The following is a 26,648-nucleotide window of genomic DNA, read 5'->3' on the forward strand; positions in this document are numbered from 1 at the left end:
GTGCGCAGCGGGAGATTCGGTTTCGAAAGATACTCGATCAGGTGAGCGCGCCTGGGCCGGAGCTTCCCCACTGACCGCCCCGAGACGGGATCGTCAGGCATGCGGCGGGACGGCGTTCAGCCGGCCGCTGAGGGGGCCTTCACCAACTGGTACATGACGTGGTCCTGCCACCGGCCGGCGATGTTGAGGTACTCCGGCGCCATCCCGTACCGCACGAACCCGCTGCGTTCCAGCACCCGCTGCGATCGGACGTTGTTCAGCAGGGTCTCCGCCTGCACCCGATGCAGCCCCAGCTCCTCGAAGGCCACCCGCACGATCTCGTGTACCGCCTTGGTCGCGACCCCTCGACCGTTGTGGCTTGCGCTGACCCAGTAGCCCATGGAGCACGACTGGAACGGGCCACGCACGATGCCGTTGAGGGTGATGCGGCCGATCACGCTGCCGGAGTCGTCGAGGATGACGTGGGGCAGTTTCGATCCCTGCTCGTGCTGCTGGAGGTCGGCCTGGACGACGGCGTGTTGGCCGTCTGCCGTGAAGTAGTCCTCGCTCCGGATCGGCTCCCAGGGTGCGAGGAACTCACGGTTGACGCGGAACAACTCGGCCAGGGCCGGGGCATCCTGCAGGGTGATGAGTCGGCTGATCTTCACCCGGCCATCGTCCCAGGCGGCCGGTGCCGTTCCTGGCCGGGCCGCGCCGAAGCTCCCAGGGGGTACGTCAGCGACGGCGTCGTCGAGGAGCGCGACCTCGACCGCGCAGGGGGCTGTCATCGAACGCTCAGCCAACTCTCGGCGACTTCTTAACCAGGCGACGCATCGTAGGACGGTCCCGCCTGGCGGCACCCGTCAGCAGGGGCGAACACCGCACGCGCGTCTCAGGGACGAGCAGCCTGCTTGGGAGATCATGACCATGCCGAGTCAGAGCAAGAGCCGAAGCGCTTCCGCGGCAGCCGCCCGGGAAGCGGTCGAACGCGCCCGGCGACGCGAACGCCGACAGCACCGGCTGTTCTGGGGCATCGGCGGCGGACTGGTAGCTGTCCTCCTGGTCGCGGTCGGCCTGGCCGTCGCGCTGAACCAGCCGGCGCATGGATACTCGGGCGCTGCGAACATTCCGGCCACCCCGGCTGCGACCGCCGAGGGCCGTACCGACCAACCGCCGTGGCCGACGCCGGATGACGCCACGAACCGGGTAGAGGCGGCCGGACTGCCGATGCTCGGCACGGAAGGGACCATCGAGCACATCCACGCCCACCTCGACGTGATCGTCGACGGTAAACCGGTCACCGTACCGGCGCAGATCGGCATCGACGAGGCCAGCGGCCAGATCAGCCCGCTGCACACCCACGACACCACGGGCGTGCTGCACGTCGAGTCGCCGGTCAAGGCGGACTTCAGCCTCGGCCAGTTCTTCACCGAGTGGCAGGTGGCGCTCTCGGAGAATCAGGTCGGTGGGCTCACCGCCGGCGACGGCAAGGTCCTGCGCGCATACGTCAACGGCAAGGCGTACTCGGGCAACCCGGCCGGCATCGTGCTGCACGCACACGACGAGATCGCCCTCGTCTACGGCACGCCCGCCCAGCAGGCCAACCCGCCGTCGAGCTACGCGTTCCCGGCCGGCGAGTAGCCCTCGATGCGGTACGCCCCCCGGCAAGGCGGTGATGAGTGCCGGCCGCGCCGGACTTGATCCCGCCGGCCAGTGCGCTTCGCTTGCCGAGCGGGCTCAACCTTGCCGGGGTGCCGGTCTCAGGCGGCTTCGAGTGAGTCGAGCCAGGCGAGCAGCCGGGCGCCTTCGCGGTCCATGACTCGTGGCTCGCGCAGGGCGTTGGCCAGCAGTGACATGCCCTGGTACGCACCCACCAGCGTCAGGGCCAGGCCGTCGGGCTCGGGCAGGCCCAGTTCGCGGAACTGTTGCTCCACCCAGTCGAGCAGCAGCCTGATGACCCTGCCTGCTTCGGCATCCAGTTCACCGTCGTCGCGTTTGTCGAGCTCCATGGCGAGGGTGCCGGTCGGGCAGCCGTAGCGGGCGGCGACGTCACGCTGGCCCACCCAGGCCTCGACCAGGCCTTTGAGCCGTTCGCGGGGGTCGGCGAGCTGGTTGAGGCGGTCGGTGAGCAGTTCCAGCTGCCGGGTGTGCTCCGACAAGGCGGCGACGACGAGCTCGTCCTTGGTCTTGAAGTAGTAGTACACGTTGCCCACGGGGACGTCGGCCGCGCGCGCGATGTCGGCGATGGTGGTGCGTTCGACTCCCTGTCGGTGCACGACCTCGGCGGCGGCCACCATGAGTCGCTGACGTTTGTCGCTGGCCGTCCGGGCTCGACCCGAAGCCTTCAAGTCAGTCACCTGACTAACTATAGGTGCCCGTCCCGTGTTACGGTCCTCCCGCTCATGATTGAGTCAGCCAACTAACTAACAATCTCTGGAGCGATACCGAATGATCATCGTTACGGGCGCCACCGGAAACGTCGGCCGCACCCTGGTCCGCACCCTCACCGAGCAGGGGCGTGAGGTGACCGCCATCTCCCGCCGCATCACCGCCTCCGATGTCCCGCACGGCGTCCGCACGGTCCCCGCGGACCTCGCCCAACCGGCCGCCGGCCTGCCGTCCGCGGACGCGGTCTTCCTGCTGGTCGGCGGAGACCTGATGATGACCGGCGATCCCGCTCAGGTCGTCGCCCGGTTCGCCGACGCCGGCAAGATAGTCCTGCTCTCCTCCCAGGGAGTGGCCACCCGCCCGGACTCCGTGTCCCACGGCCTGGCCTTCGCCGCCTTCGAGCAGGCCGTCATGGAATCCGGCATCGGATGGACCATCCTGCGTCCCGGCGGCTTCGCGTCCAACTCCTACGCCTGGGCGCCCTCCATCAAGGCCACCCGCACGGCTGCCGCCCCCTTCGGGGAGGTCGGCCTCCCGGTCATCGACCCCGACGACATCGCCGCCGTGGCCGCCGCCACGCTCACCCAGCCCGGCCACACGAATACGATCTACGAACTGACCGGCCCCGAACTCACCACCCCGCGCCAGCGCGCCGTCGCCATCGCCGACGCCATCGGCGAGCCCGTCACCTTCATCGACCAGACCCGGCAGGTGGCCCGCGCCCAGTTGCTCACGTTCATGCCGGCCCCGGTGGCCGACACCACGCTCGACATCCTCGGCGCCCCCACCGTCCACGAACAGACCGTCAGCCCCGATGTCGAACGAATCCTGGGCCGCTCCCCCGGCACCTTCGCCGACTGGGCCAAACGCAACGCCGCGATCTTCCGCTGACGGGCCGGTAGTCCCAGGTCCGGCCGGTGCCGCCCTCCTGCTGCTGTCCAGGCGGCAGGAGGGCGGACAGACCCGTTGAAACTCCCCGTCGAGACGTGACTGTCTGGTGGGCCGTCCACCTGACGCGACCCGCCCGCTTCGGGCCGCCGGCCGCAACGGGCCGGCCCGGTTGGCGTCCGGGCCGGCCCTGTGCGTGGGTAGGCGCGGGGTTACGGCGCGGTGACGCCGTCGAGGATGCCCACCGCGTCCGTGCCAGGGGTGACGACCAGCTTGCGGGTGAGGGTGTACGAGCCACCCGCCGGCACGTCGACGTTGAACCGGCTCATCACCCAGTTACCCGCGGCGTAGACGTCGAAGGCGGCGGCCGGCGTGCCGTAGACGAGACCGAAGACCTGCGGATCGGTCCCGGTCATGCCGATGTACGGCCTGGTCGGGGTGTACGCCGTCGTGGCGCCCGGCGGCACGACGCCGGCGCCCGGAATGACACTGGCCTGGCCCGCCGCGTCGTGGTCCATCGCGTCACCGGTCCACACCCTGACCGGCGCCGAGCCGGAGTTGCTCAACTGCGTCGAGACCGTGGCGAAGTTGTCGCCCGGCTTCAGCGTGTACGTCGTCGTCGCCGTGAGACCCGGGAAGCCGATGACCGGCCCGGACGCCCGGACGACGGCCTTGTCGCCGCTCGCTTGGACGATCTGGACGTCGGTCGCCGTGACCGACCGGATGTTCCACGCGCTGTCGCCGGTCGGCTGGGTCGCCGAGACGTAGGGCAGGTTGATCCAGTCGAACTGGTCGGCCATGCCGCAGACGGCGAGGTCGACCGGCTTGCCGCGGGTGCCACCGGAGAGCTGCACGTCGTTGTAGGCGTCGGCGATCGCCATCGAGAGTTTGTCGTTCTCGAGCATGACGTCGCCGTAGCCGGCCTCGACCAGACCCGCACCGATCTGCTTGCCGTAGCTGGCCTCGACGGTGACCTTGCTCAGCGCGACGTCGGCGACGCCGCTGCCCGAGGCCGGCACGGCGACCGTGCCGCTGGTGCTCTGGTAACCCAGCTTGGACACGCGGACGTCGTACCGACCGGTCGGGGCCTTGACGAGGTACCTGCCCTGGGCGTCGCTGCTCGTGGTCGCGACCACCGTGCCCGCCTGTTCGAGGACGACCCGGCCACCGGAGACGGCAGCGCCGCCCGCGGTGATCGTGCCGGCCGCGCGAGCGGCGTCCGGGACGGCCGTGTCGTGCAGGTCGATCTCGTCGGCCCACTTCGCGATGTTGCCGGTGGGGTCGCCACCGGCGGTCGCGTAGTCGGTCAGGTGGTAGAAGCTGAACTGCCTGGTGGCGCCGGCCGCCATCGTGGCGTCGTAGTAGAGGCCCTCGACGTAGCCGTACGCGCCGACCGCGGCCGGCGTGTCCAGTGCCCACGCCAGACCGTGGGCGGCCTGACCGTTCGTGGTGGCCGTGTCAGCGCCGACGTAGACGTAGTTTCCGGTCCAGCCGGAGGTCTTCATCCCCGGATTGGTGCCGCTGAACCCGGGGATACGGCCGTTGTCGACCGAGCTGTCGGGATCGATCATGTAGTTGAAGTAACCCTGGTAGTCCGTCGTGCCGGTGTTGGTCAGCTTGACCGTCATCTTCACGATCGGAGCGTCGGGCAGGGTCTCGTAGCGGACCTGCGCCTTGATGGCCGGGTCCGCCCGGTACTGACCGTTGCCGACCACGGCGGCGCCGTCGACCTCGAGGTCGGGCAGGTCGAGCTGGTCGTTCGGCCGTTCCCACGAGTTGGGCGGGGTGAGGCTCGGACGCAGCAGCATCTCACCCCAGTCGAGGGTTTCGGCGCCGTTGACATCGTTGAGCATGAGGTCCGACAGCGCGCCCTGGCCCAGACCGCCGACGCCGTTGTTGCCGGCGGCGTACGGCGTCACAGAGGCGCGGATCTTGTCGTTGGCCAGGTAGTAGTACTCGGTACCCGTGACGACGTCGGTGCGCGTGCTGCCGTTGCCGTAGTCCGGCGCGTACGTCGACCTGCCGGCGACCGGGTGGGTCACCTTGATCAGCTTCAGGTCGGCAGTGGTGTTGCCGGTGCTGCTGACCGTGACGCGGGCCGCCGAGCGGTCGTCGGCGATCAGACCCCGCTTGGCCGCCGTGACGGTCCAGGTCGACGCGGGCAGGCCGATCCGGTAGTGGCCGTCGGCGTCGCTGCTGGTCACCGCGGTGTCCTGGCCGGCGGCGACGGCGGTGACCTTCGCGCCGGCGATCGGAGCACCCGTCTGCGGGTCGCTGACCGTGCCGGTCACGGTGGCCCAGCGCTGTGCGGACTCGCCGCCCGGCACGTAGGCGTAGAGGTTGCCGTCCCAGGCGCCCGTCACGACGGTGTTGCCGCTGACGGCCGGGCCGGCGCCCACCCAGGTACCGATCTCGTGGCTCCACAGGATCTGACCGGTGTCGGTGGCCAGGGCGTAGAACCTGCCGTTGTTGGCGCCGACGAAGAGCGTGTCGCCGGCCACCACCGGGCTGGACATGACGCCACCGTGGTAGATGTCGCCGGGCAGCACCCGCTCCCAGAAGACGTTGCCGGTCTGGGCGTCGAGGGCGACGACGGCGCCGCTCGGGAAGCCCATGTAGACGATGCCGTTCTTGACGGCCGCGGCGCTCGGCGTCGAGCCGCTCGAGACGAGCGAGGAGCGGGAACTGCGGTAGGTCCACAGCGTCGCTCCGGTCTTGGCGTCACGGGCGGTGATGCCGTTGTTGGCGCCGATGAAGACCTTGCCCTCGGCCGCGGTCGGTACGCCGTCCTGCCAGCTGCCCAGCGATTCGGTGCCGGTCCACTTGCGGGCGCCGGTGGCCAGGTCGTAGGCGAGCACCCGGTCGGCGGTCTCGTTGCCGACGAACACGGTGCCGTCCAGGACGGCGGGGGTGCCGTCGCTCATCTGGCTGCCGGACATCGGCGAGGCCCAGATCTGCCGTCCGGTGCGGGTGTCGAGCGCCTTGAGGACGCCCTGGCTGCCGATGCCGAAGCGGGTCTGGTAGGGCCAGAGCACGGTGTGGCCGGAGACGGCCGGCGAGTAGTAGCCGTAGGTGCGCTGGTTGTTGGGGGCCGGTGCCTGCTCGGGTACGGCCTTCCAGCGAAGCTCGCCGGTCGTCGCGTCGACGGCGTAGAGCTCCGAGCCGAGGGTCGGCGCGAAGATCAGGCCGTCACCGTAGGCGAGGCTGCCGTGGATCGACTGCGGCACCTCGAAGTTCCACAGCTCCTTACCGTCCTTCAGTCCGACGGCGTGGATGCGGCTGTTGCCGTCGCCGTTCTCGTCGCGGGTGCCCGCGTAGACGACGCCGTCGTGGATGACCGGCGACCCGGTGAGGAAGGTGCCGTTGGTGCGGAAGCTCCAGGCGAGGCGGCGACCGGCCTCCTGCGCCGGTGCGACACCGGAGTGGGCATCGTTGCCGTGGTGCTGGTCCCAGTCACCGCCGGCGACCGGCTTGAGCGCCGGTTCGCCGGTGAAGGTGAACTCCGCCGACCGGGTCCAGGTCTTGCCCGCCGCGTCGACCACCTTCACGTCGATGCGGTGCTCACCGACCTTCTGCAGGCTGTTGGGGAGGTTGCTCTGCCAGGTGAACTCGCCGCTGTGGTGCAGCGGCATCCAGTTCTTGCCGCCGTCAATCCGGTAGCGCGCCGAGACGACCTCGTCGCCGGTGTCGTAGGCGTTGATCTGGATGCCCGGGAACTTCGCGGCCGGCATCTTCGAACCGGGTGCGGGGCTGACGATGGTGAGGTGTTCGTTCTCGCCGTACATCCGGAACGGGTTGTCGAAGCCCGGACCCGCCATGTGGATGTAGCGGAAGCCGCGGGGCGCGTTGTCGATCGTGTAGGAGCTCGACACGGTCTGGATGTGCTTGGCGGTCGAGGCGAACGCCGAGTGGTTCTCGACGTGGTTGGAGTGCTCGTGGCCGACCAGGATCAACTGCGCCTTGTAGTGCTCGAGCACGTCACCGAAGGCGTCGTACGTCGACGGCGAGCCGAACGGGACGTTCATCGGCTGGTGGGTGAGCACGACGACCTCGATGTCGTTCTTCGGGTCGTCGTCGACCGGAACGCTCGCGGCGAGGTCGTCCTTGAGCCAGTCGAGTTCCTCGTCGAACGGCGCCGAGCCGTTGTTCTCGAGCACCACGAAGTGCCGGTTGCCGTAGTTGAACGAGTACCACTCCGGACCGACGTTCTTACGATAGTTGTCGATCTTGTCGGCGTACGCCGACCCGCTCGCGTACTCGTGGTTGCCGACGGCCGGCCACACGCCGACGGCCGACTGCTGGGTGCCGCGACGATACGTGTCGAACTGCCCCTGGCTGGCGTTGTTGGTGAGGTCACCGCTGACCGCGATGAAGCGCAGGTCGGTGCCCGTGGAGTTGATCTCGCGGATCTGGTCGGGCAGCTGCGCGTTGACGTGCGGGTCGGCGATGTTGGCCCAGGAGAAGGTGTCGCCGTCGGAGAGGCGGTCGCGCACGAGCGCGAAGTCCGCGGTCGGCGTGGCGTCGTCGGCGAGCTGACCGAGGTTGGCCCAGAACCGCGGCTCCTTGTACTCGTCCAGGCCGAACCGGTAGCCGCGAGGCTGGCCGGCCCACACGATGTCCGTCTTGCGACGGTCGGTGGAGATCGTCAGCGAATAGGAGCCGTCGGCGGCGGTCGTGGTGGCGACCACGCCGTCGGAGACGCGGACGCCGGCCAGACCGGCCTCACCGTCGTCGCGGACGCCGTCGCCGTTCGCGTCGACGTACACGACGCCACTGACGGTGGCCTCCGGCGGGTCGATGGCGTACGCCGCGTACGACGCGAGCGGACCCGCCACGACGCTGGCGGCGAGCGCCAGCGTGGTGGCGTACAGGACGACGCGCAGGCGTGCGCGCGTCCAGATGAACGCGGACATCGGGATCCTTCGGGATGGGGGTTGGGGATGGGTGTCAGGCCAGGAACGAGGAGCGTTCGACGAACCAGACCAGACCGGCACCAGCGACCGAGACGGTCGCCGCGGCGGTGCCGAGTGTGAGAGCGCGAGCGGCGACCGGCCTGGTCATGGCCCTGCGCAGGAACAGCAGTCCCGGGAAGGCGAGCGCGATGATCGCCAACTGGACGAGTTCGATGCCGACGTTGAAGGAGACCAGGTCGGCCAGCGTCGAGGCCGACAGCGGCCCGTCGACGCTGAGCGCGCCCGCGAAGCCGAGCCCGTGCAGCAGCCCGAAACCGAAGACGACGGGCAGCCGGTGGCTGGTCCTCGGCGAGAGCAGGTTGTCGACCGCGACGAACGCGATCGACAGCGCGATGAGCGGCTCGACGATCCACCCGGGCAGGCTGACCCAGCCGATCGCGGCCAGCACCAGGGTCACCGAGTGTGCGACCGTGAACGCCGTGGCGACCTCGACGACGTCGCGTAGCCGCTTCGCGCCCAGCAACAGCGCCAGCAGGAACAGCACGTGGTCGAGCCCGAAGAGCAGATGCTCCGCCCCGAGCCGGACGAACCGCGGAATATCGGTGAGCAGGTCGGTGCGCCCCACCGTGACGCTGGTGCGGGCGGAGTCGAGCAACGTCGAACCGCGGCGGCCGTCGATGTCGTAGGACACCATCGTGGTGGTGTCGTCGACGACGCCGTCGGAGGCCTGGAAGATGTCGCTGCGGACGGTGAGCGCGCCGGACGCCGCGCAGCCGTAGGCGAGCGCGACCTGCACTGCACCGGAGTCGGCGAGTTCGATGCGGGCGTCGTCCTCGGCGCTGCACCCGATCGCGCCGCGGCTCAGCCGCAGCCGCTCGCCGACATACGCCGCTACCGCCCTCGCGTGCGCATCCAGCGATCTGCGCCGAACCTCGGTCGGCACCTCGGCGGCCGCGCCGTCCACGCCGACCGCGTCCGGGCCCAGGACTCCGTCGAGACTGAGCAGTCGGGCCAGGACGTCGTACTCCACATCGACGACGGCCACGACCCCGTCACCCTGGCTGCGCAGGTCGACGGCGACCGAGGTCGCGCGGACGTGGGCCTGCGCAGGAGTGGCAACGCCAAGCAGGGCAACGAGGGCAGCGATGATCGCCAGTAGACGCACAGGCAAGCACTTTGCAGTGCTCGCTCGGCGCCCGGCAATAAAGAGACGGCTCAATTCACCGAGGCTTCCGCTGCGCGTCACCACCCTCGAATCCGGGCATTTGCACCCGCGAGTACGTGGCGTGTGGCCGCGTCAAGAGCAGGACCGTGCTCGACGTCCGGCGACGCGGGCCACACGAGGCCCGACGGGATCCACGGTTCCGGTTTGCCGACACTCGAACGTACGGCGAAGGCTCGGTGGCCGGCAGACCTTGACGCATCCGTATCCGGTGCGCGTGGATAGGGCGTACACATACGGTGGCCAGCGCCGCCGCGACGGTCCGAAAGAGAGGATTCACATGACAGTCCCACGCCTGCGCGATGCCGCGCTGGCCACGGTCGTCCTCGTGGCTGTCGGGTCGACGGTGGCGCCGGCCTCGGCCGATGCGGCACCTGGCACGCCTGGAGCCCCCCGGTACTCGGCCGGTGCGGCGAGCGTCGGTGATCCGTACTTCCCCGACCAGGGCAACGGCGGATACGACGTCCAGCACTACGACCTCAACTTCTCCTACGACCCGGCGACCCGGTTCATGGACGCCACTGCCACCATCACCGCGATCGCCACCCAGGACCTCGACCGGTTCAACCTGGACTTCCGCGGCCCGGCAGTCTCGGCGGTGACGGTCAACGGGCATGCGCACGACTTCGTCCGGGCTGGGCAGGAACTGATCGTCACCCCGCGTCCGAAGCTCAAGGCCGGACACACGTTCACCGTGGTGGTGAGGTACGCCGGCGTACCGGGCCCGATCACCGACCCGGACGGCTCGATCGAAGGCTGGGTGCCCACCGACGACGGCGCCTTCGTCGTCGGGGAGCCCCAGGGGACACCCGCGTGGCTGCCCACCAACGACCACCCGACCGACAAGGCCACCTTCCGGTTCACCGCGAAGGTGCCGGCGGGACTCACTGCCGTCGGCAACGGCCAGCTCCTGTCTCAGCAGACCCGGGACGGCTGGACCACCTTCACCTGGGACTCGACCGAGCCGATGGCCACCTACCTGGCGACGATCACCATTGGCAACTTTCTGGTGACCGAGTCGACCACGCCCACCGGAATCCCGGTCTACGTCGCGATCGACCCGCGACAGGTCTCCGGGTCCACCGCTGCCGTGACACAGATCCCGAAGATGATCGACTTCTTCTCCACGATGTTCGGTCCGTACCCCTTCGCCTCGACCGGGGCGATCATCGACCGGGCCCCCGACGTGGGCTACGCCCTGGAGACGCAGACCAAGCCGATCTTCTCCAGCCCGGCGAGCGTCGGCACCATGGCCCACGAACTGGCCCACCAGTGGTACGGCGACAGCGTCTCCCCTAAACGTTGGTCGGACATCTGGCTCAACGAGGGCTTCGCCACCTACGCCCAGTGGATGTACACCGAATACAACGGCGGCGCGTCGGTCAGCCAGACCTTCGACAGCAGCAGCAACTACGGTCGGGCCCCGTCGTCACCGTTCTGGCAGATCGTCATGGCCGACCCGGGTCCCGAGGAGATGTTCAGCAACATCCCGTACAACCGGGGCGCGATGACCTTGCACGCGCTGCGCGGCAAGGTCGGCGAGGCTGCGTTCTTCCGCATCCTGCGCGAGTGGGCGGCCGGCCACCGGTACAGCCATGCCGCGACGGCCGACTTCGTCGCCCTCTCCGAGCGGGAATCCGGGCAGAACCTCACCGCGTTCTTCGATGTGTGGCTCTACCAGAAGGGCAAGCCCACGACCTGGTGACGGAGAGCGGGGCCCGCGACCGTTTCGGCCGCGGGCCCCACCCATGTCTTGGAGGGCGGGCTGAACCGCCCGTAACTCCGCGGCCGGTCAGCGAACCGATCGAGTTCGACGTCGTTGGAAGAGGGGGCCACCGCCGGCCACGCTGGCGGGGGTGCCTCGGTCAGCTCGGGTAGCCCGTGCCCTGCGGCGGGGACTGCCAGTGCGTGGCGTCCGACTGCCGGGGCTCGTTCGCAGTATCGCGGCGCAACGAGTCGATCCACTGTGGCCCGCCGACCATTGCCGGCTCAGGTCCGTCGGCCTTACCCGGCTCCGTCGGATCCTCACCCTGCTTCGTCGAACCGAGCCCGTCCGCGCCGAGCGGGCGATCCCGCTCCGATGCCGGCGGAATCATCTTGTCCGGGACGTCGACCGTCTGCCCATCGGTGTCCGGCTGCGGCCAGCGCCGCCACCGCTGGACACTGACGACCCCGACCACGAGCAGCAAGCCCAGCAGCAGCGTCGTTCCGGTCCGTACGGGGGTGAGCAGGTCGATCTGGTAGCCCGCCACGCCCAGCTTGTGACTGAGTAGGTCCAGCACCCATGCCGGGCTGAACAACAGGCCTAGGTAGCTGACCGCGTACGCGAGTCCGGTCAGCACCGAGCCGAGCGGGGAGACTCGGACGGTGGCGATGAGCCCGAGGAGAAGGCCGGCTGCCGCCAGCACGAGCAGCGGCTTCAGCAGGGCGCCGGCCCCGGGCGCTGCCCCGGTGTCCTGCGCATCCGCGAACACTCGCAGGGACCGGCCTTGTCCAGCGGCGAGCAGAACCCAGGCCAGCGGACCCACGATGAGCGCGGCGATCACGGTCTTGATGTGTCGCATTCGGGCAAGGTACCGAGCTTGGCTCGTGGATCGATCACTCGATAAGCAAAACTTAACTCTCCGTTACGCTACGTCGTCCGGCGTAGCTGACGGTGCCGAAGGTCGGCCGTCAGCGCGCCTAGCGCACAGTAAGTTCCGCACCGATCCCGGCGAGTTCTCAACGACTGCTGATGGGCAGCCGCTGGGCCATCATTGCGCTTACGTTGCCGGCGTTGAATCGCTCAAACAGTGACGCGACGACACCTTCAGGTTCAGTGGCGAGTAGATAGGCCTCAGACATTTCGGCTCCCTGTTCGTGTCGGTTCGGTCCGGCCACAACTGGATGCACGTGTGGGGAGTCGGTGGAACGGCTCTGGACGACGTCGCCTCAAGGAGCGAGGTCCGCAAATCGCAGCTATACCGGCACTTTGAAGACAAGCCAGCGCTGGTACGGACAGTGGTCGAGTTTGTGGGCAAGCGACGAAAACCGGTGAGCCAGAACCCTGAGAAGGTGAGGACGTTCGCGGGCCTGCGGCGTTGGCGGGATGCACTTGTCGAGCACAACCGCCCGTGGTCGCTCGCATCATTGGTTCTGGTGAGCACTCAATGCGATTCCCGGTCATCATGCCCGGAGTCGACCTTACGATGAGGTCTCAACATGGAGGTGAAAGACATGCCGACGTATATCGCGTTGCTGAACTGGACCGATCAAGGGATCCGAGGCTACAAGGACACCGCGAAGCGGGCCGAAGCCTTCGCCGCGGCGACACAGGCGCTCGGGGCCGATCTCCTGAACATCTACTGGACCGTCGGTCCGTACGACCTCGTGGCCGTCGTCGAGGCGCCCGACGACGAAGCCGCCGCCGCGGCGTTCCTGCAGCTCGGCGGGGCAGGCAACGTCCGTAGCACGACCCTGCGTGCCTTCGATCGAGAGGAGATGGGTCGGATCATCGCCAAAACCGCTGGCTAAGGCCTTCGACACACTGCCAGGCTGGCGCCCAACGAGCCGGCCATGGTCTTAAGAGGTCCTCAGGGCAGCCGGCTACTGCCGTCTGAGTGCGCGCTGGTACACCCAAGTGAGCTTTGGTTAGAGTCGTGGCCGTCGGGCGGGCGAAAACTAGACTGGCCCGGCCCATGCGAGCCCCGCGGCGGCAGGTGAAATGCCCGGTACCGGGAGTGCCTCGGGAGCCAGACTCCGATCGGGATCGAACTGACGTGGAGACCCCGCTCACCTCCACCGCAGGCGACCCGCCCACCGCAGGCAGCACCGTCGCCCGCCCCAGTCGCGGCCACCACCGTTGACGCTCGTCGCCTGCACCTGATGATCAGACTGGTCCCATCAAAGCGGTGAAGGAACGTCCATCGCGCTGCGGTTCTCAGACGTCATCGCGCCCGCACCGCCGTTCAGGAACATGACCAGAGTGTTGGTGCCTACGATGAGGCCGTTGCACTAGGCAGGGTTAGCCCGGCGACGACGGCCGGCAAGTGCTTGCGTGCATGGGCGTGCAGCGAGGGCAGGTGTTCGGTCCCGACTGCGGCCAACCAGGCATCGAGGTCGCGGCCGAGGTGCCAGGTTGGCGCACTCACGGACCCGCCGGGCCACAGCGGTCAGACGCGGGTGTCTGTTGAGCGGGGCGTCCAGGCGACCGCCCGGTAGCCGACCATGAAGATCATGGGGGGTGTCCATGCGCGGGCCTGGACGGGGTCCGATCTGGGCGGCCGAGCTGTGGCTACGCCAGCGGCGGCGCAGGTGGCGAATTCGGCGCGAACGACGGACCGAGCGGAATCTCCGCCGGCGGACCGACGAGCGGACCGACCATCGGATGAGCTGGCGGCACTATCGCGGACTGCGTTGGGCGATCATCGCGACCGCCGCGGTACTCGTGGTGTGGACCGCTTACTCGCTGGTTCTGACGGTTCTCGACACCGAGCCCCGCTTTCTGCCGGTGTCAAAGTGGTGTGCGGGACAGCCGCCGAGGTCGTACTACTGCGGGCAGGTAGAGGGCTTCGTCAAGGGGCCGCTGGTCCTAGCGCTGGGCATCGCAGTCTTCCTCTTGTGGCGGTATCTACGGGTCCGCCGGTGGTACGACCACAACGCCCTGCGTAACCGTCGGATGGTGGTCCCCACCGCCGAACGCGACATCAGCGGCGTCCACGTCGTCGGTCGCGACGAACTGTGCGATCTAATGATCGAACGGCTCCGCGACGAGCACCACCGTCGTCCGCTGCTGCTGGTAGGCGGCATCGGCACCGGCAAAACGGCGACTCTCGTCCGCCTCGCCGAGCTGCTGATGGCCACCGACGTCGTACCGATCGGGATCGACCTACGCACCGTGACCGCTCCCGAGCAGCTGGACTTCCACCGACTCGCCCAGGCACAGCTCGAGCGCACCATCGACACCCAACTGCACGCCGCGGGCGAGGCGGACAAGGTGTGGCGACGACTCTGGCTGGAGAATCGCATCGTCGTGCTCGCCGACGGCCTGGAGGAGGCTCTCGCCGACACCGACCAGCCCACCGACCGGGACAGCCTGCTGCGGGAGGCCATTCGAGGCGCGGTCCGTGAGCGACTCCCCCTGGTGGTCGCATCGCGCCCCGCCGATCCACTGCGCGGGCTGGACGCGTTGCTGCTGCAACTGGAGCCGCTAGCCCAGGGCGCCGCCCTGGAGTACGTGCAGAGCCGCAGCCGCCGCTCGGACGCCGGACAGCGGTCGGACCGGATCATCGGGCTGGTCAAGGCCGCAGACGTGGCCGACTCACCGTTCTACCTGCGCGTCATCGGCCAGCTCTACGAGATCGACCGCCTCGACCGCGTCGAGCCGGAGGGCCGGGGCAGATCCGCGCTGCGCTGGAGTCTGCTGGAGGAGTGGTACCAGGCCACCGTCGCCGGCGACCTGTACGAGGACTACGGCATGCCGCCGACCGAACGGTCCGACACGATCGAGGTGCTCTCCGCGCTCGCCTGCCTCGGTCTGCGCGACAACCAGCAGTCGGTGCGCACCTCCGCGCTCAGCGGCGCCGACGGCACGCCAGACGCCGGCCGTCAGTGGATCCTGGCCGAACTCCGATGCCGGCTGCACAAACTCAGCGCCGACAACCCTCAAGACATCGGCCTCGCCGAGACCACCGGGGACGCGCTGAACATCGTGGTGAAAGGGCAGGACGGCGTGCGCTTCCAGCACGGAGTGATTCAGGCGTACCTCGGCTCGCGCTTCCTCACCGCCGCCCTGCGCGACGACGCCTTCCTCGAGCGGGCCTTCACCCGCCACCACGGTCCCGGACGGGAACTGCTCTCGGCCCTCACCCTCTACAGCCGCAGCGGCGGTGTGTTCGAGCGGCTGGACGGGCGGCGCATGCCGCCGTCCGCACGCGGAAGGCTGCACCGCCTCGGTGAGGCCATCCGGCAGACCGTGCCGCTCTGGCCGACCGTCGCGGCCGCGACGGTCACCCGGAGCCGGTCTATCAGCCTCGTACAGCGACTTTGCGCCGAGGCGACCCGGACGCGGAACCGCACCCGGGCCCTGGAGATGTTCGCGACGGCGCTGGAGATGGACGCCGCCAGCGGGCACACGCTTCACCGCAAAATCGCCGATGCCATTCGCGGCGCGTGGCCCGTCTACCAGGCGGACGGCTCGGTCACCGACCGCCCGCTTGAAGACGCCAAGATCGCCCTTGTGCACCGGTACGGCGACGCCGCCCGGCAGCTCGGGAAGGGGTCCCGGCAGGGCAGCGGGCCCCGGGGCCCGCATCCCGAGCCGCAGTACCGGCAGCTGTTCCAGATGATGACCGAGGAGGCGTCCTACCTGCCGCGGCTGGCCGCCGCTCGCCAGATCGCCAATGGCGGCGACGCGGCCGTCCGCGCGCTGCACGACCTGCTCGATCAGCCGCCGGAGGCGGCTGACACCCAGGGCCGCGAACGCGTGGAGGAGCTACGGACCTGGATCGCTCCGTCATTGTTCCTCTTCGCCGAGGGTGCGTATGCCCCCGGTGAAGAAGAATGGCAGGGCGTGGCCCGGGAGACGCTGCGGCGCTGGGTGCACCGCCTGGCCACCGACGCGCCGGACGGGGCCCGCGTCTACGAGCTCACGCTGGCGCAGGGATTCCGGCTGGCTGCCAACTGCCGCACGTACCCGGCGCACCGCAGCACTCTGATCGAGGAAGCCGAAAAGGCGCTGCGACACTCCCACTTCTGGTACTCACACCTGGCACTCCTGCAGGCGCTCACCCTGCTGGCCCTGCCCAGGGATCCCAACGAGACGCTGCGCGAGCGGGGTCACGGCTCGGACCCACGCGGCCTGGTCACCTTCTGGACTTCCATCGCCGGCGGTGGGCACCGCGCCCCTGAGCGCGGAAGCGGTACGACACACCCGCTCGTTCTCGAGGTCGCCGACATGTGCGTCGAGACGCTCACCGACCGGCACCCGGAACGGCACCTCTGGGTGGACGAGCGGGAGATCGTCGGGCGGGTGGGAGCGGCCAGCCCCCAACCCGGCGTCCGCCGGATGCAGAACTCCTGGCTGCCGCCATCACACGGCTGGGCCGTCCTGGAACCACGCGCGCAACGGCTGCTGGCCGACGTGATGCTGCTGCTCAACCTCGCCGACCGGGGACAGGACAACGCCGAACGGGCGCGCAGGCTCAGCCGGGCCAGCCGCGCCGAGCTGCCCCCGTGCCTCACCATCGACCGCAGTCCCATGCGCGTCACCCTCAGCCGCCGCCAGGCCCACGACGTTCAACCGGGCTCCACTTGCATCGACGACTGCCCGTTCCGGCTGTGCCCGCTGCCGCCGAAGGGTGACGAGCTGCCGTACCAAATGGACGAAGCCTTCTGCGCTCACCAGATCGACCTCGTCGGCCACCGGTTTCACGTGCCGGGGCGGGCGAACTGGCATGGGGTCAACCGAGAGGACCTCCGGACGTTCTGGCGGGAGATGTCCGAACGCATGGCTCCTGCCTGGCGGAAGTAGTCAAACATGCGGCCACGCGCTTCGTCGCGGTCTGACGCAGGAGCCTCGCCTATTGCACGCAGGCCCGCCGACGTCAGTAGATGCCGGCGAGGTTGTGGTGCCGATCTCGACGGCCGGGTGGCCAGATTGCGGCCTTGACCATCTGGCTCATCGCTCACCGCCGAACGCGCCGGTCGGGTAGACGTAGACGTGGCCACATCGGCGGGCGATGTTCGGCGGCATCCGCACCGGATGCGGGGTGAGGCCGCCGGCCATGACCGTCAGCGAGACTTCGTCGGTGTGCTGAGGGCAGGTGTACACGGAGGCGTCCAAGGAACCACCACCGTAGACCTCGATGCGGTCGCTGGCTGCCGCGCCGCAGCTGGGCAGCACGAACGGTAGGGCGCTCACCCGTCAGGACTCGCTTCCCGACCGAGGGCACCGCCGGTGGGTGGGATCACCGCGTCTGGCCGATCGTCGAACGTGCAGACGGTCGGTTGGTCCGCACCAGACCAGTCACCCGCCTGGCGCCGCCGGCACTCCGGCTCCGGACACACACATCGCCAACCGAGTTCGGCAGACGGGATCCGGTCGCCACCACAGCCATGGCTGACGATCCCGACGAGGATCACGGGCGCACAGCCGAGACACGTCGAGTCCTTGACGATTGGGACACGCCTCCTGGGCGACATCAGATTCCGCCGTCACGGATTTTTCGCTTCAGCGTCTCGAAAGAGGCGGCGGGGAACCTCGCGACGTCCGCCAGACTCTTGCTGCCCCGCAGGTGTACGTTTTCGCCGCCCGCGGCAATCTCGGGACAGTTCGGGTCGCTGTAGTCGCAGCGCAGCGTCGTCCAATTGAGCTTCGACATGTGGGACCTCCGTTCTTGCAGCGCTCGGTCAAAAGCGGCCGGTCGTACGCGGGGGTGGTGCGTGGGGCGTGGCAGGCAAAGGGTCCACGCGCCCAGTTGTCGGCGGACGATGTCGGGCGTGCAGCACCGGCAGCCGTGATCGCCTTTGTGTGCATCAAGCGTCAGGCACGCGGAAAACGTCACGGGCGCTTGGTCGACGGGCGGGTCGAGGCGGCCAAAAGGCACATTCTTTGCCGAAATACCGGCTGATCTCGTCCCCTTCGCCAGACCTTCCGCCAACGCCGGCAAACATCGATGCCGATCATGCTCTCGTGGCTCAGTTTCTAACGGCCTTTACGGGCTCGGCCAGTCACCCGAGGCGCCACTTGACGAACAACAGGGGCTTTGCTGGCCTTGGTGCGACTCCGCTCGCCGCTGCCACGGCTCGACGCGGCGCCCCGAAGGCACCCACGGCACGCGGGCCAACTCCCTACGCTCCAAGGCGGACGCTCCACGCGAGATTTTTGACATGCGCGGGTGGTTGTTCACCAGAGATCGAAAGTCTTGCACTCATCTTCGTATACAACATACGCTCTGAAGGTCACCGATTCGAGGAGCTGCCATCGAACCCCTCTCCCAGCGAGACGAGTCCACGCCGGCTCCGTCCACTACGGGCATCGGTGGTGACGGTCGCCATGCTCGCTGCGTCGCGGCCTGTGCGTCGGCGCCGACAGCGGAGGCGGCACCGACGATGGCGAGAACCAGGCGGCCGTACGGCAGGGCCGCCGACGGCTCGATCGGCGCACTGCCCGACGAAGCCCGCGCGGGGCGTGCACTCCGACGCCTGCCCCGCCTCGATACCACCGGCCTCACCAACCAGTCGGCGGTCCAACACGTCATGCCCATACCCCACTCGCCGAAGGAGCGCGTGACCATGCATCTCCACATCCGTCGACAGCGACGATCACGACCACGAAGCTGGCTGCCCGGCGCCGCGGCATTGGCGCTCGTGGCCTCGCTCGGATTCGCCGCTCCGGCAGCTGCCGCCTTGGAACAGCCGACCGGGCAGCGTCCGGTGTTCGAGAACGGCCGAGCCCAGCCGGTGTACGCCGGTGAAGAGATCATCACCCAGAACGTGTGGGTCGAGGTCAAGGGCATGGACACCGACCGGGACGGTGCCGACGACCGCATCCGGGTGCAGATCCGACGTCCCGCGTCGACCGACAAGGGCATCCAGCTGCCGATCATCATGCAGGCCAGCCCCTACTGGGGCGAGGGTGGGGAGTTCCTGAACAACGACGTCCACGTTCCGCTCTACGCTCCGGAACGTCCGGGCTACGCGCCGAAGCCAGACCCTGGGCCGTTCCCGTACTTCCCGCTGCCCGACAAGCCGTACGACGGAACCGAGCCGCCGCACCAGACCATCAACGGCGGCACGTACCAGAACGAGTTCCTGTCACGCGGCTTCATCTTCGCCCACGCGCAGATGCTCGGTACGGGCAGCTCGACCGGGTGCACCACTGGGGGCGGCCCCGAGGAACACGAGTCGCTCAAGGCGGTCATCGACTGGTTCAACGGCCGGGCCGACGCCTATGACATCGACGGCAACCCGGTCGAGGCCAACTGGACCACCGGCCTGGTCGGGATGATCGGCACCTCCTATGACGGCACGCTGCCGATCGGGGTGGCCACGACCGGTGTGAAGGAACTGCGGGCGATCGTGCCCATCGCGGCGATCTCCAGCTACTACGACTACCGCCGGATGAACGGCACGCCGATCTCGACCAACACCAACCTCGGCGGCGACCAGAACTCCAACCACAACTCCAACATCTCCCGGAAGTATCCAGAGGTGTGTGACTACACCAAGGAAGAGGTCCGGCGAGGTCAGGACCGGCTCACCGGCGAGTACAACGACTGGTGGCACGAGCGCAACTACCTGCCGAACATCGGCAACATCGCCGGCGGCGTCCTGGTGCAGCACGGCCTGAACGACCAGAACGTGAAGCTCCGGAACGCCGCCCAGCTCGTCGACGCCCTCGAGAAGAACGGCATCCCGCACCAGGTGTGGCTGCACCAGGGCGGGCACGGCGACCGAGCGCTCTCGAACAACCGGGCGGCCTGGCTGGATCTGCTCAACCGTTGGTGGACCTACTGGCTGCACGGGGTCGACAACGATGTGCTGGACGAGCCCGCGGCAGTGGTCGAGCGCGAGGACGGCACCTGGACGTCGTACGACAGCTGGCCGGTGCCCGGCTCCGCCGCCACGCCTCTCTTTTTGGGCGCGAGCGGCGACAACACGACGGGCAAGCTCACGCTGACCCGCAATGCCGCGGACGGGCCGGTCACCGAGACCTTCGTCGACGACATGACGATCGACGCGACGTCCTTCGCCCGCGCCGAACAGTCACCGAACCGCCTCGCCTACCGTACGGCGCGGCTCACCGAGCCGGTCCACCTCAGCGGGACGGTGCATGTCTCGACCCGGATGTCGATCAACGCCCGGGCCGGGCTCGTCAGCGCGATGCTGGTCGAGTACCCGAAGTCGGGCGACCCGAAGATCATCGCGCGTGGCTGGTCGGACCCGCTGAAGCGGTTCGGATTGGATCGCAGCTTCGGCATCAAGCCGGGAGCCCCGTTCAGTCACGAATTCGACCTGCAGCCGCACGACTACGTGTTCAGCGAAGGTAGCCAGATCGGTCTCGTCGTGTACTCCAGCGACCGGGTCTTCACTCTCCGGCCGCCACCGGGTACGGAGCTGAGCCTGTACCCGCACCACAGCCAGACCAGAGTCGACCTCCCGATCGTCGGCGGGGCGTCCGCACTCGCGTCCGCCCTGGGCGGCGAGTAAGAGCGAACGGTCCGGCCCGGTCCGGGTGGCGGGGTTTCCGTCCACTCGGAGCGGGCCGGGCGTCCTTGAGCCGGTAGGTCGAGCCACCGGCCGATCGGGTGCGGGCCTGCCACGACTACTCGTGGGCCGTGCCGGCCGATCGGAGCCGGGTGAGCGGCAGATGCCGCACCGCCACGGGCACCCGTACGTCCACCCGATACGGACACCGTCCACATGTTCACCAATGTGGGCGGCACACGGCCTGCCTGGTCGAGCCGAAGTATCCGGGGCACACCTGTACGCCAAATTGCCGCATTTCGGTGAAATCCGGCGCGTCTCGTGCGTAACCTGCCGGACATGGTCTCACGTACCTGGCGTAACCTTTTGCTCACTGCACTCGGGATGGGCGTGCTCGCCGGCGCCGGTCAGCTCGGCATCGCGTTCGCCTTCGGCATCGTCCAGCTCACCGGCGCCTCCGCCGGCGCCACCGTCAACCAGTGGCCCGCCCAGCTGGTCTGGGTGGGCTGGTTCGCGGCGCACGCCGCCGTAGCCGGCACCGTCGTCACCGCACGCCTGGCCCGCAGGCACGGGCTGCTGGGGAGCACGGGCAGATTGGTGGCCATCGCCGCCGCTGCCGCGCTGGGCGCCACCGTTGTGGCACCGCTCTGCTTCCGGCCGGCTCAGGCCGCCGAGCGCTTCTCTGTGGACCCGATCTGGGCAGTCGGCATCTGCGCGATCCTCGGCGCGCTGGTCGGCGCGGGTGCGGCGATCGCCGTACTGGTGAAGCCGCCGCTGGGCTGGAACCTGGCGGCGGTGGGCGTCGTGGTCTGGCTGGTGGCGCTCGTCTCGGTCGTTCCGTCGCTCTCGACCGCCGGACCGTTGCCCGCCGTACGACTCGGTGTGCTCGACGTCGGCGCGGCCGGCCGGCAGGCGGTCCTGATCCTGCCGGCGGTGGCCCTGCTCATCGGTTTGGTGACCGGCGCGCTGGCTCGCTGGCGCGGCCATTCGCCGCTGGTCAACGGCGTGACCGGCGCGGCCGGCATGGTCCTGGTCGCGTCCGCCTACCTGACCGCGGGTCCGGGCGACGCCGTCGACAGGTACCAGATCACGCCGTACTACGGCGCGCTGCTCGCCGTCGCCGCCGGTGTGGTCGGTTCGGGGGTCGCCGCGTCGTTGCGCTGGCCGTTCGCGCGCCGCGCCGCCGAAACGCCGGCCGACGAGCCGACCGAAATCCTCCGTCCGCTGTCCGCCGAACCCGCCGTGCCGCAGGCCATGGTGCCGGCCGCTGCTGGTACGACCGCCGAGCCGGAGCCCCTGGCCGGCGCGCGACCGGACGCCGGCGCGACCGCAGCTGGGTTCTCGATCGCAGCCGAACCGCTGGGCTTCGGTGCGCCGGCTGGCGACCGGGACGCCGGCCTCGTACCGGCTGCCACCGCCACAGCGGGCCCACTCGCCGAACTATCCGCACCGGACGACCTCGCTGCGGCCGCCGACGTCGACCACATCATGGAGACATCGGAGCCGGAGCCCGCGACCGTGGCCCACCTTCCCGCGGTTCCCGGCGGGAGCGGCTCCGGGACGGTGGAGGCGGAGGCCGCCGGCCACATCGAGCCCGACGGCGCGCCGGCCGACGGGACACTTGCCGCCCAGGGGACCCGGCGGATGTACCAGCCGCCGAAGACCGATCGGGTACGGGTCCAGGCGACCCGGCCGGTCGTTCCGGCGCGGCGGGTGCCACCCTCGACCGAACCCGTCGCAGGTGCCGAGGCGACCCACCAGGCCGGCACGCAGGAGGGGCCGGAACCCGTCCTTCCACCTCGGCACCGACCGCCCCTGCCCAACCTGGACCGGGCCGCGACCTGGGACGCTCTCGCGACCGCACGGCGCGCCGGTCCCCCGCCCACGACCGACGCCGCCGCGACCGCCCCGGCATCCGCCGCCGAGGCGGGACGGGCCAACGGCCGGCTGGGCCTGTTCCGGCGCAACAGGCCCCGGGCCGACGCGGACGGCGCGGGCGCCCGAACGGATGGCGAACCGTTGCCGAGGCAGGACGCGGAGTTCGTCGACTGGGTGAACCAGCTGGGCAAGCCGGCGGCGGATACTCATGGCAGCGGTGGAAAGTCCATTCGCTCCACCGGACGCCACCCCAGCGGCTGACCTCCGCTGTCAGGCCCGCCGCCGCACCAACGAGCTGATCGCGCTCGGTGTGCCGCAGGAGTTGACCGGACACGGGCGCTCGGACGGGTCGTAGTGCCGAGAGTTGCCCGAGCAGAGGAAGCGAAGCCGAAGCCATGACAGACATTCCACCGGGGGCGCCCGCCTGGGTCGACCTGGTCACCACCGACCTGCCCGGCGCGGCGCGCTTCTACGCGCCCCTGTTCGGCTGGGCCGTCGCCGAGGCGGACCGGCAACCCGCCACTGACGGTCACCTCGTCTTCCACCAGCAGGGCAAACCGGTGGCCGGTGCCGGGCTGCGGGCCGACCCGCAACAACCGCCCGCCTGGATGCCCTACCTGGCGACCGCGGACGCCGAGGCGACCTGCCAGCGGGTGACGGCCGCCGGCGGCTGGATCCTGAGCGAGCCCATCGACGTCCCCGGCTCCCGGCGGACGGCGCTCTTGGCCGACCCGGCCGGGGCGGCGTTCGGGGTGTGGCAGTCCCTCGGCATGCCGGGGGCCGAGGTGTTCGACGTACCCGGCTCGCTGACCTGGCCCGAGCTGGCCACGCGGGAGTGGGACGGGGCGAAGGAGTTCTACGGGTCGGTGTTCGGCTGGACGGCGGAAGACCAACCGATGGGCCCGATCAACTACACCACCTGGCACCTGGACGGCCGGCCGGTTGCCGGGATGATGCCCATGATCGGCGACGATTGGGGTGACCTCCAGCCGCACTGGATGATCTACTTCGCGGTATCGGACACCGACGCCGTCGCCGACGAGGCGCAACGGTTGGAGGGGCTGGTTTCCGTGCCGCCGACCGATCTGACCCGGGGCCGGTTCGCGGTGCTCACCGATCCGCAGGGAGCGTTCTTCTCGATCCTCGGGACTACGCCACCCTGATCGGTACGCGGGCGCGGCCGCACCGGCACCACCGGCGGCCCGTCGCGCCGCCACCATCGTTTCGTTGCGGCCCGCAACGGTGGACGAGCCCCGGTCGATCACTGATGGATCGACCGGGGCTCGTCTGCTGGAGCCGGGTCAGGCGAGGTCGAACCGGTCGAGTTCCATAACCTTGGTCCAGGCCGCGACGAAGTCGACCACGAACTTCTCGCGGGCGTCCTGGCTGGCGTAGACCTCAGCGAGGGCCCGGAGCTGCGAGTTGGAGCCGAAGATGAGGTCGACCGCGGTGGCGGTCCACTTCACCTCGTCGGTGGCCAGGTCCCGGATCTCGTACACGTTCTCCTCGGACTCCGACGCCTTCCACCGGGTGCCCGGGGAGAGCAGGTTGACGAAGAAGTCGTTGGTGAGCACGCCGGGCCGGTCGGTGAGGACGCCGTGCGACGTGCCGCCGACGTTGTTCCCGAGGGAACGCAGGCCACCCACGAGAACGGTCATCTCCGGGGCGGTCAGGTCGAGCATGTAGGCACGGTCGACGAGCAGCACCTCCGGCTGGGTCTTCTCACCGGCGCGCAGGTAGTTGCGGAACCCGTCAGCGCGCGGCTCGAGGACCCGGAAGGACTCGACGTCGGTCTGCTCCTGGCTGGCGTCGGTACGGCCCGGGTGGAACGGCACGCTCACCTCGACGCCGGCGTCGCGTGCCGCCTTCTCGACCGCGGCCGAGCCGGCGAGCACGATCAGGTCTGCGAGCGAGATCTTCGCGCCACCGGCGGAGTTGAACTCCCGCTGGATGCCCTCGAGGGTCTCCAGGACCGTCGCGAGCTGCTCGGGCTGGTTGACCTCCCAGCTGCGCTGCGGCTCGAGGCGGATCCGCGCGCCGTTGGCACCGCCACGCTTGTCGGTGGACCGGTAGCTCGCGGCGGAGGCCCAAGCGGTGGAGACCAGCTGTGCGGTGGTGAGGCCGGACGCCAGGACCTTCGTCTTGAGCGCGGCGATGTCGTTGTCACCCACGAGCTCGTGGTCGACGGCCGGCACCGGGTCCTGCCACAGCTGGGTCTCCGGGACCCACGGGCCGAGGAAACGGCTGACCGGGCCCATGTCGCGGTGCAGCAGCTTGTACCAGGCCTTCGCGAACGCGAGCGCGAACTCGTCGGGGTTCTCCAGGAAGCGGCGGGAGATCTTCTCGTACGCCGGGTCGACGCGCAGCGCCAGGTCGGTCGTGAGCATCGTCGGCTTGTACTTCTTCGACGCGTCGAACGGGTCCGGGATGATCTCCGGAGCGTCCTTGGCGACCCACTGCTTCGCACCACCCGGGCTGGTGGTGAGCTCCCACTCGAAGCCGAAGAGGATCTCGAAGAAGCGATTGCTCCACTGCGTCGGCCGGTCGGTCCACGTCACCTCGAGACCGCTGGTGATCGTGTCCGGGCCCTTGCCGCTGCCGTGGGTGCTCAGCCAGCCCAAGCCCTGCGCCTCCAGCGGGGCGCCCTCGGGCTCCGGGCCCACGTGGTCGTCGGCGACAGCGGCACCGTGGGTCTTGCCGAAGGTGTGCCCACCGGCGATGAGGGCGACGGTCTCCTCGTCGTTCATCGCCATGCGGGCGAACGTCTCGCGGATGAAGTGCGCCGCCGCGGCCGGGTCGGCGTTGCCGCGCGGGCCCTCCGGGTTGACGTAGATGAGACCCATCTCGGTCGCACCGACGTCGGCCACCATTTCCTTTTCGGAGGCGTAGCGCTCGTCGCCGAGCCAGGTGTCCTCCGGGCCCCAGAAGATTTCCTCGGGCTCCCAGACGTCCTCTCGCCCGAAGCCGAAGCCGAAGGTCTTGAAGCCCATCGACTCCATGGCGACGTTGCCGGCGAGCACGAGCAGGTCGGCCCACGAGATCTTCTGACCGTACTTCTGCTTGACCGGCCACAGCAGCCGGCGCGCCTTGTCCAGGTTCGCGTTGTCCGGCCAGCTGTTGAGCGGGGCGAACCGCTGCGCGCCGTCGCCGGCGCCGCCGCGACCGTCGTGGATCCGGTAGGTGCCCGCGGCGTGCCAGCTCATCCGGATCATCAGGCCGCCATAGTGGCCGAAGTCGGCCGGCCACCAGTCCTGCGAGGTCGTGAGGACCTGGATGATGTCCTGCTTGAGGGCCTCGACGTCGAGCTTGGCGAACTCCTTGGCGTAGCTGAAGTCCGCCCCCAGCGGGTTACCCTTCGGCGACTGGGCGTGCAGCACCGACAGGTCGAGCTGGTTGGGCCACCAGTCCCGGTTGGTGCGTGGACGACCGCCGGTCTTGGGGGTCGGCGAGTCGATGGCCGGGTTCTCGCTCTCGCTGCCGTGCGCGGTCACCGAGTCGTGCGCGACCGGGCAACCGGCCGCCGCCTTCTTGTCCACGCCCTGCGCGCTGGAGGGCTGGTCCTGGGTGTCGCTCATGAACTTCCTTCCGAACTGACGGATCGCTGGGAGGTGCGTTCGGTCGCACAGCCGGGGCAGGTGCCCCAGTAGACGACCTCCGCCTCGTCGACCACGAACGCGTGATCTCCGGAGGCGGTGAGACAGGGAGCGTGGCCGACGGCGCAGTCGACGTCGGCGATGGCACCGCAGGAGCGGCACACGACGTGGTGGTGGTTGTCGCCCACCCGCAACTCGTACCTCGCGGTCGCCCGGGCGGGTTGGATGCGCCGCGCGAGACCGGCGTCGGTGAGTGCACGCAGCACGTCGTACACCGTCTGGTGGGAGACCGTGGGATGGTCCGCCCGTACCAGTGAGATCACCGTGTCGGTGTCGACGTGCGGATGGTCGCGCAGCGCCGCGAGCACCGCCAACCGGGGCCCGGTCACACGCAACGAGGCCGCCCGAAGCTGGGCCTCGAAACCGGACGTCATGTGCTGAACATAGCCCAATCTTCTGGAACTGCTCAAGATTTGACTCGGCTTCAATCCACTCAGTTCGCCGCAAACTCGTTCCACGGCTCGTCCCCGCGCGGCCTCGGCAGGCGGCGGCCGCAGTCGGCGGCGGTTGAGTTCGGCGGCGACCCTACGGGCGCGGTCG

17 protein-coding genes are annotated in these 26,648 nt (G+C 69.3%); 8 read left to right on the forward strand and 9 right to left on the reverse strand.

Annotated features, from left to right (window positions below; all coding sequences use genetic code 11):
* Nucleotides 1–116: 116 nt before the first annotated feature.
* Entirely contained in the window at nt 117–647 is a 531-nt protein-coding gene (locus tag AB0F98_RS18540; RefSeq protein ID WP_357737197.1) for a GNAT family N-acetyltransferase, read from the reverse strand.
* 253 nt (nt 648–900) lie between these two features.
* On the opposite strand from AB0F98_RS18540, the gene AB0F98_RS18545 reads away from it, so the two are divergent.
* The gene (locus AB0F98_RS18545; protein ID WP_357736661.1) at nt 901–1,620 is read left to right on the forward strand and encodes a hypothetical protein; all 720 of its coding nucleotides are present in this window, start codon (nt 901–903) and stop codon (nt 1,618–1,620) included.
* A 119-nt stretch (nt 1,621–1,739) separates the two neighbouring features.
* Here the strand turns inward: AB0F98_RS18545 and AB0F98_RS18550 are convergent, their stop codons facing one another.
* Nucleotides 1,740–2,336, reverse strand: coding sequence for a TetR/AcrR family transcriptional regulator (locus AB0F98_RS18550; RefSeq protein WP_357736664.1), 597 nt, complete (start codon nt 2,334–2,336; stop codon nt 1,740–1,742).
* A 91-nt stretch (nt 2,337–2,427) separates the two neighbouring features.
* Between AB0F98_RS18550 and AB0F98_RS18555 the strand changes: the two genes are divergently transcribed.
* Nucleotides 2,428–3,258 carry an NAD(P)H-binding protein gene (locus AB0F98_RS18555; protein WP_357736667.1) on the forward strand — a complete coding sequence of 277 codons (831 nt, stop codon included), beginning with the start codon at nt 2,428–2,430 and terminating at the stop codon, nt 3,256–3,258.
* A gap of 209 nt (nt 3,259–3,467) precedes the next feature.
* Here AB0F98_RS18555 and AB0F98_RS18560 read toward each other — a convergent pair whose 3' ends face one another.
* Together AB0F98_RS18560 and AB0F98_RS18565 are read right to left on the reverse strand one after the other, a co-directional pair.
* Nucleotides 3,468–8,168 carry a PQQ-binding-like beta-propeller repeat protein gene (locus AB0F98_RS18560; RefSeq protein WP_357736670.1) on the reverse strand — a complete coding sequence of 1,567 codons (4,701 nt, stop codon included), beginning with the start codon at nt 8,166–8,168 and terminating at the stop codon, nt 3,468–3,470.
* Between the two features lie 34 nt (nt 8,169–8,202).
* Nucleotides 8,203–9,333, reverse strand: a complete 1,131-nt coding sequence (locus AB0F98_RS18565) for a HupE/UreJ family protein (RefSeq protein ID WP_357736673.1) — start codon at nt 9,331–9,333, stop codon at nt 8,203–8,205.
* Between the two features lie 337 nt (nt 9,334–9,670).
* Between AB0F98_RS18565 and AB0F98_RS18570 the strand changes: the two genes are divergently transcribed.
* Nucleotides 9,671–11,095, forward strand: a complete 1,425-nt coding sequence (locus AB0F98_RS18570; protein ID WP_357736676.1) for a M1 family metallopeptidase — start codon at nt 9,671–9,673, stop codon at nt 11,093–11,095.
* Nucleotides 11,096–11,255: 160 nt separating this feature from the next.
* Here the strand turns inward: AB0F98_RS18570 and AB0F98_RS18575 are convergent, their stop codons facing one another.
* On the reverse strand, nt 11,256–11,954 hold the full coding sequence (locus tag AB0F98_RS18575; protein ID WP_357736680.1) for a hypothetical protein: 699 nt from the start codon (nt 11,952–11,954) through the stop codon (nt 11,256–11,258).
* Between the two features lie 637 nt (nt 11,955–12,591).
* Here AB0F98_RS18575 and AB0F98_RS18580 point away from each other — a divergent pair.
* Entirely contained in the window at nt 12,592–12,903 is a 312-nt protein-coding gene (locus AB0F98_RS18580; protein WP_357736683.1) for a GYD domain-containing protein, read from the forward strand.
* Between the two features lie 853 nt (nt 12,904–13,756).
* Complete coding sequence (locus AB0F98_RS18585) at nt 13,757–16,900, forward strand: NACHT domain-containing protein (RefSeq protein ID WP_357736686.1); 3,144 nt, start codon at nt 13,757–13,759, stop codon at nt 16,898–16,900.
* A gap of 147 nt (nt 16,901–17,047) precedes the next feature.
* Here the strand turns inward: AB0F98_RS18585 and AB0F98_RS18590 are convergent, their stop codons facing one another.
* Nucleotides 17,048–17,290, reverse strand: coding sequence for a hypothetical protein (locus tag AB0F98_RS18590; RefSeq protein WP_357736689.1), 243 nt, complete (start codon nt 17,288–17,290; stop codon nt 17,048–17,050).
* Nucleotides 17,291–17,570: 280 nt separating this feature from the next.
* Entirely contained in the window at nt 17,571–17,750 is a 180-nt protein-coding gene (locus AB0F98_RS18595; protein ID WP_357736692.1) for a hypothetical protein, read from the reverse strand.
* Between the two features lie 913 nt (nt 17,751–18,663).
* Between AB0F98_RS18595 and AB0F98_RS18600 the strand changes: the two genes are divergently transcribed.
* The 3 genes from AB0F98_RS18600 to AB0F98_RS18610 all read left to right on the forward strand — a co-directional run bounded on the left by AB0F98_RS18600 (nt 18,664) and on the right by AB0F98_RS18610 (nt 23,618).
* Nucleotides 18,664–20,580: a Xaa-Pro dipeptidyl-peptidase gene (locus tag AB0F98_RS18600; RefSeq protein WP_357736695.1), complete on the forward strand. Its 1,917-nt coding sequence runs from the start codon at nt 18,664–18,666 to the stop codon at nt 20,578–20,580.
* 336 nt (nt 20,581–20,916) lie between these two features.
* Nucleotides 20,917–22,716, forward strand: a complete 1,800-nt coding sequence (locus AB0F98_RS18605) for a hypothetical protein (protein WP_357736698.1) — start codon at nt 20,917–20,919, stop codon at nt 22,714–22,716.
* 134 nt (nt 22,717–22,850) lie between these two features.
* Complete coding sequence (locus AB0F98_RS18610; RefSeq protein WP_357736701.1) at nt 22,851–23,618, forward strand: VOC family protein; 768 nt, start codon at nt 22,851–22,853, stop codon at nt 23,616–23,618.
* 138 nt (nt 23,619–23,756) lie between these two features.
* Here the strand turns inward: AB0F98_RS18610 and katG are convergent, their stop codons facing one another.
* Together katG and AB0F98_RS18620 are read right to left on the reverse strand one after the other, a co-directional pair.
* Nucleotides 23,757–26,030 carry a catalase/peroxidase HPI gene (katG, locus tag AB0F98_RS18615; protein ID WP_357736704.1) on the reverse strand — a complete coding sequence of 758 codons (2,274 nt, stop codon included), beginning with the start codon at nt 26,028–26,030 and terminating at the stop codon, nt 23,757–23,759.
* Nucleotides 26,027–26,482, reverse strand: coding sequence for a Fur family transcriptional regulator (locus AB0F98_RS18620; protein WP_357736707.1), 456 nt, complete (start codon nt 26,480–26,482; stop codon nt 26,027–26,029). The genes katG and AB0F98_RS18620 overlap by 4 nt, the downstream gene beginning before the upstream one ends.
* Between the last annotated feature and the right edge of the window lie 166 nt (nt 26,483–26,648).

Source organism: Micromonospora sp. NPDC023737 (assembly GCF_040639715.1).
Lineage (GTDB): Bacteria > Actinomycetota > Actinomycetes > Mycobacteriales > Micromonosporaceae > Micromonospora.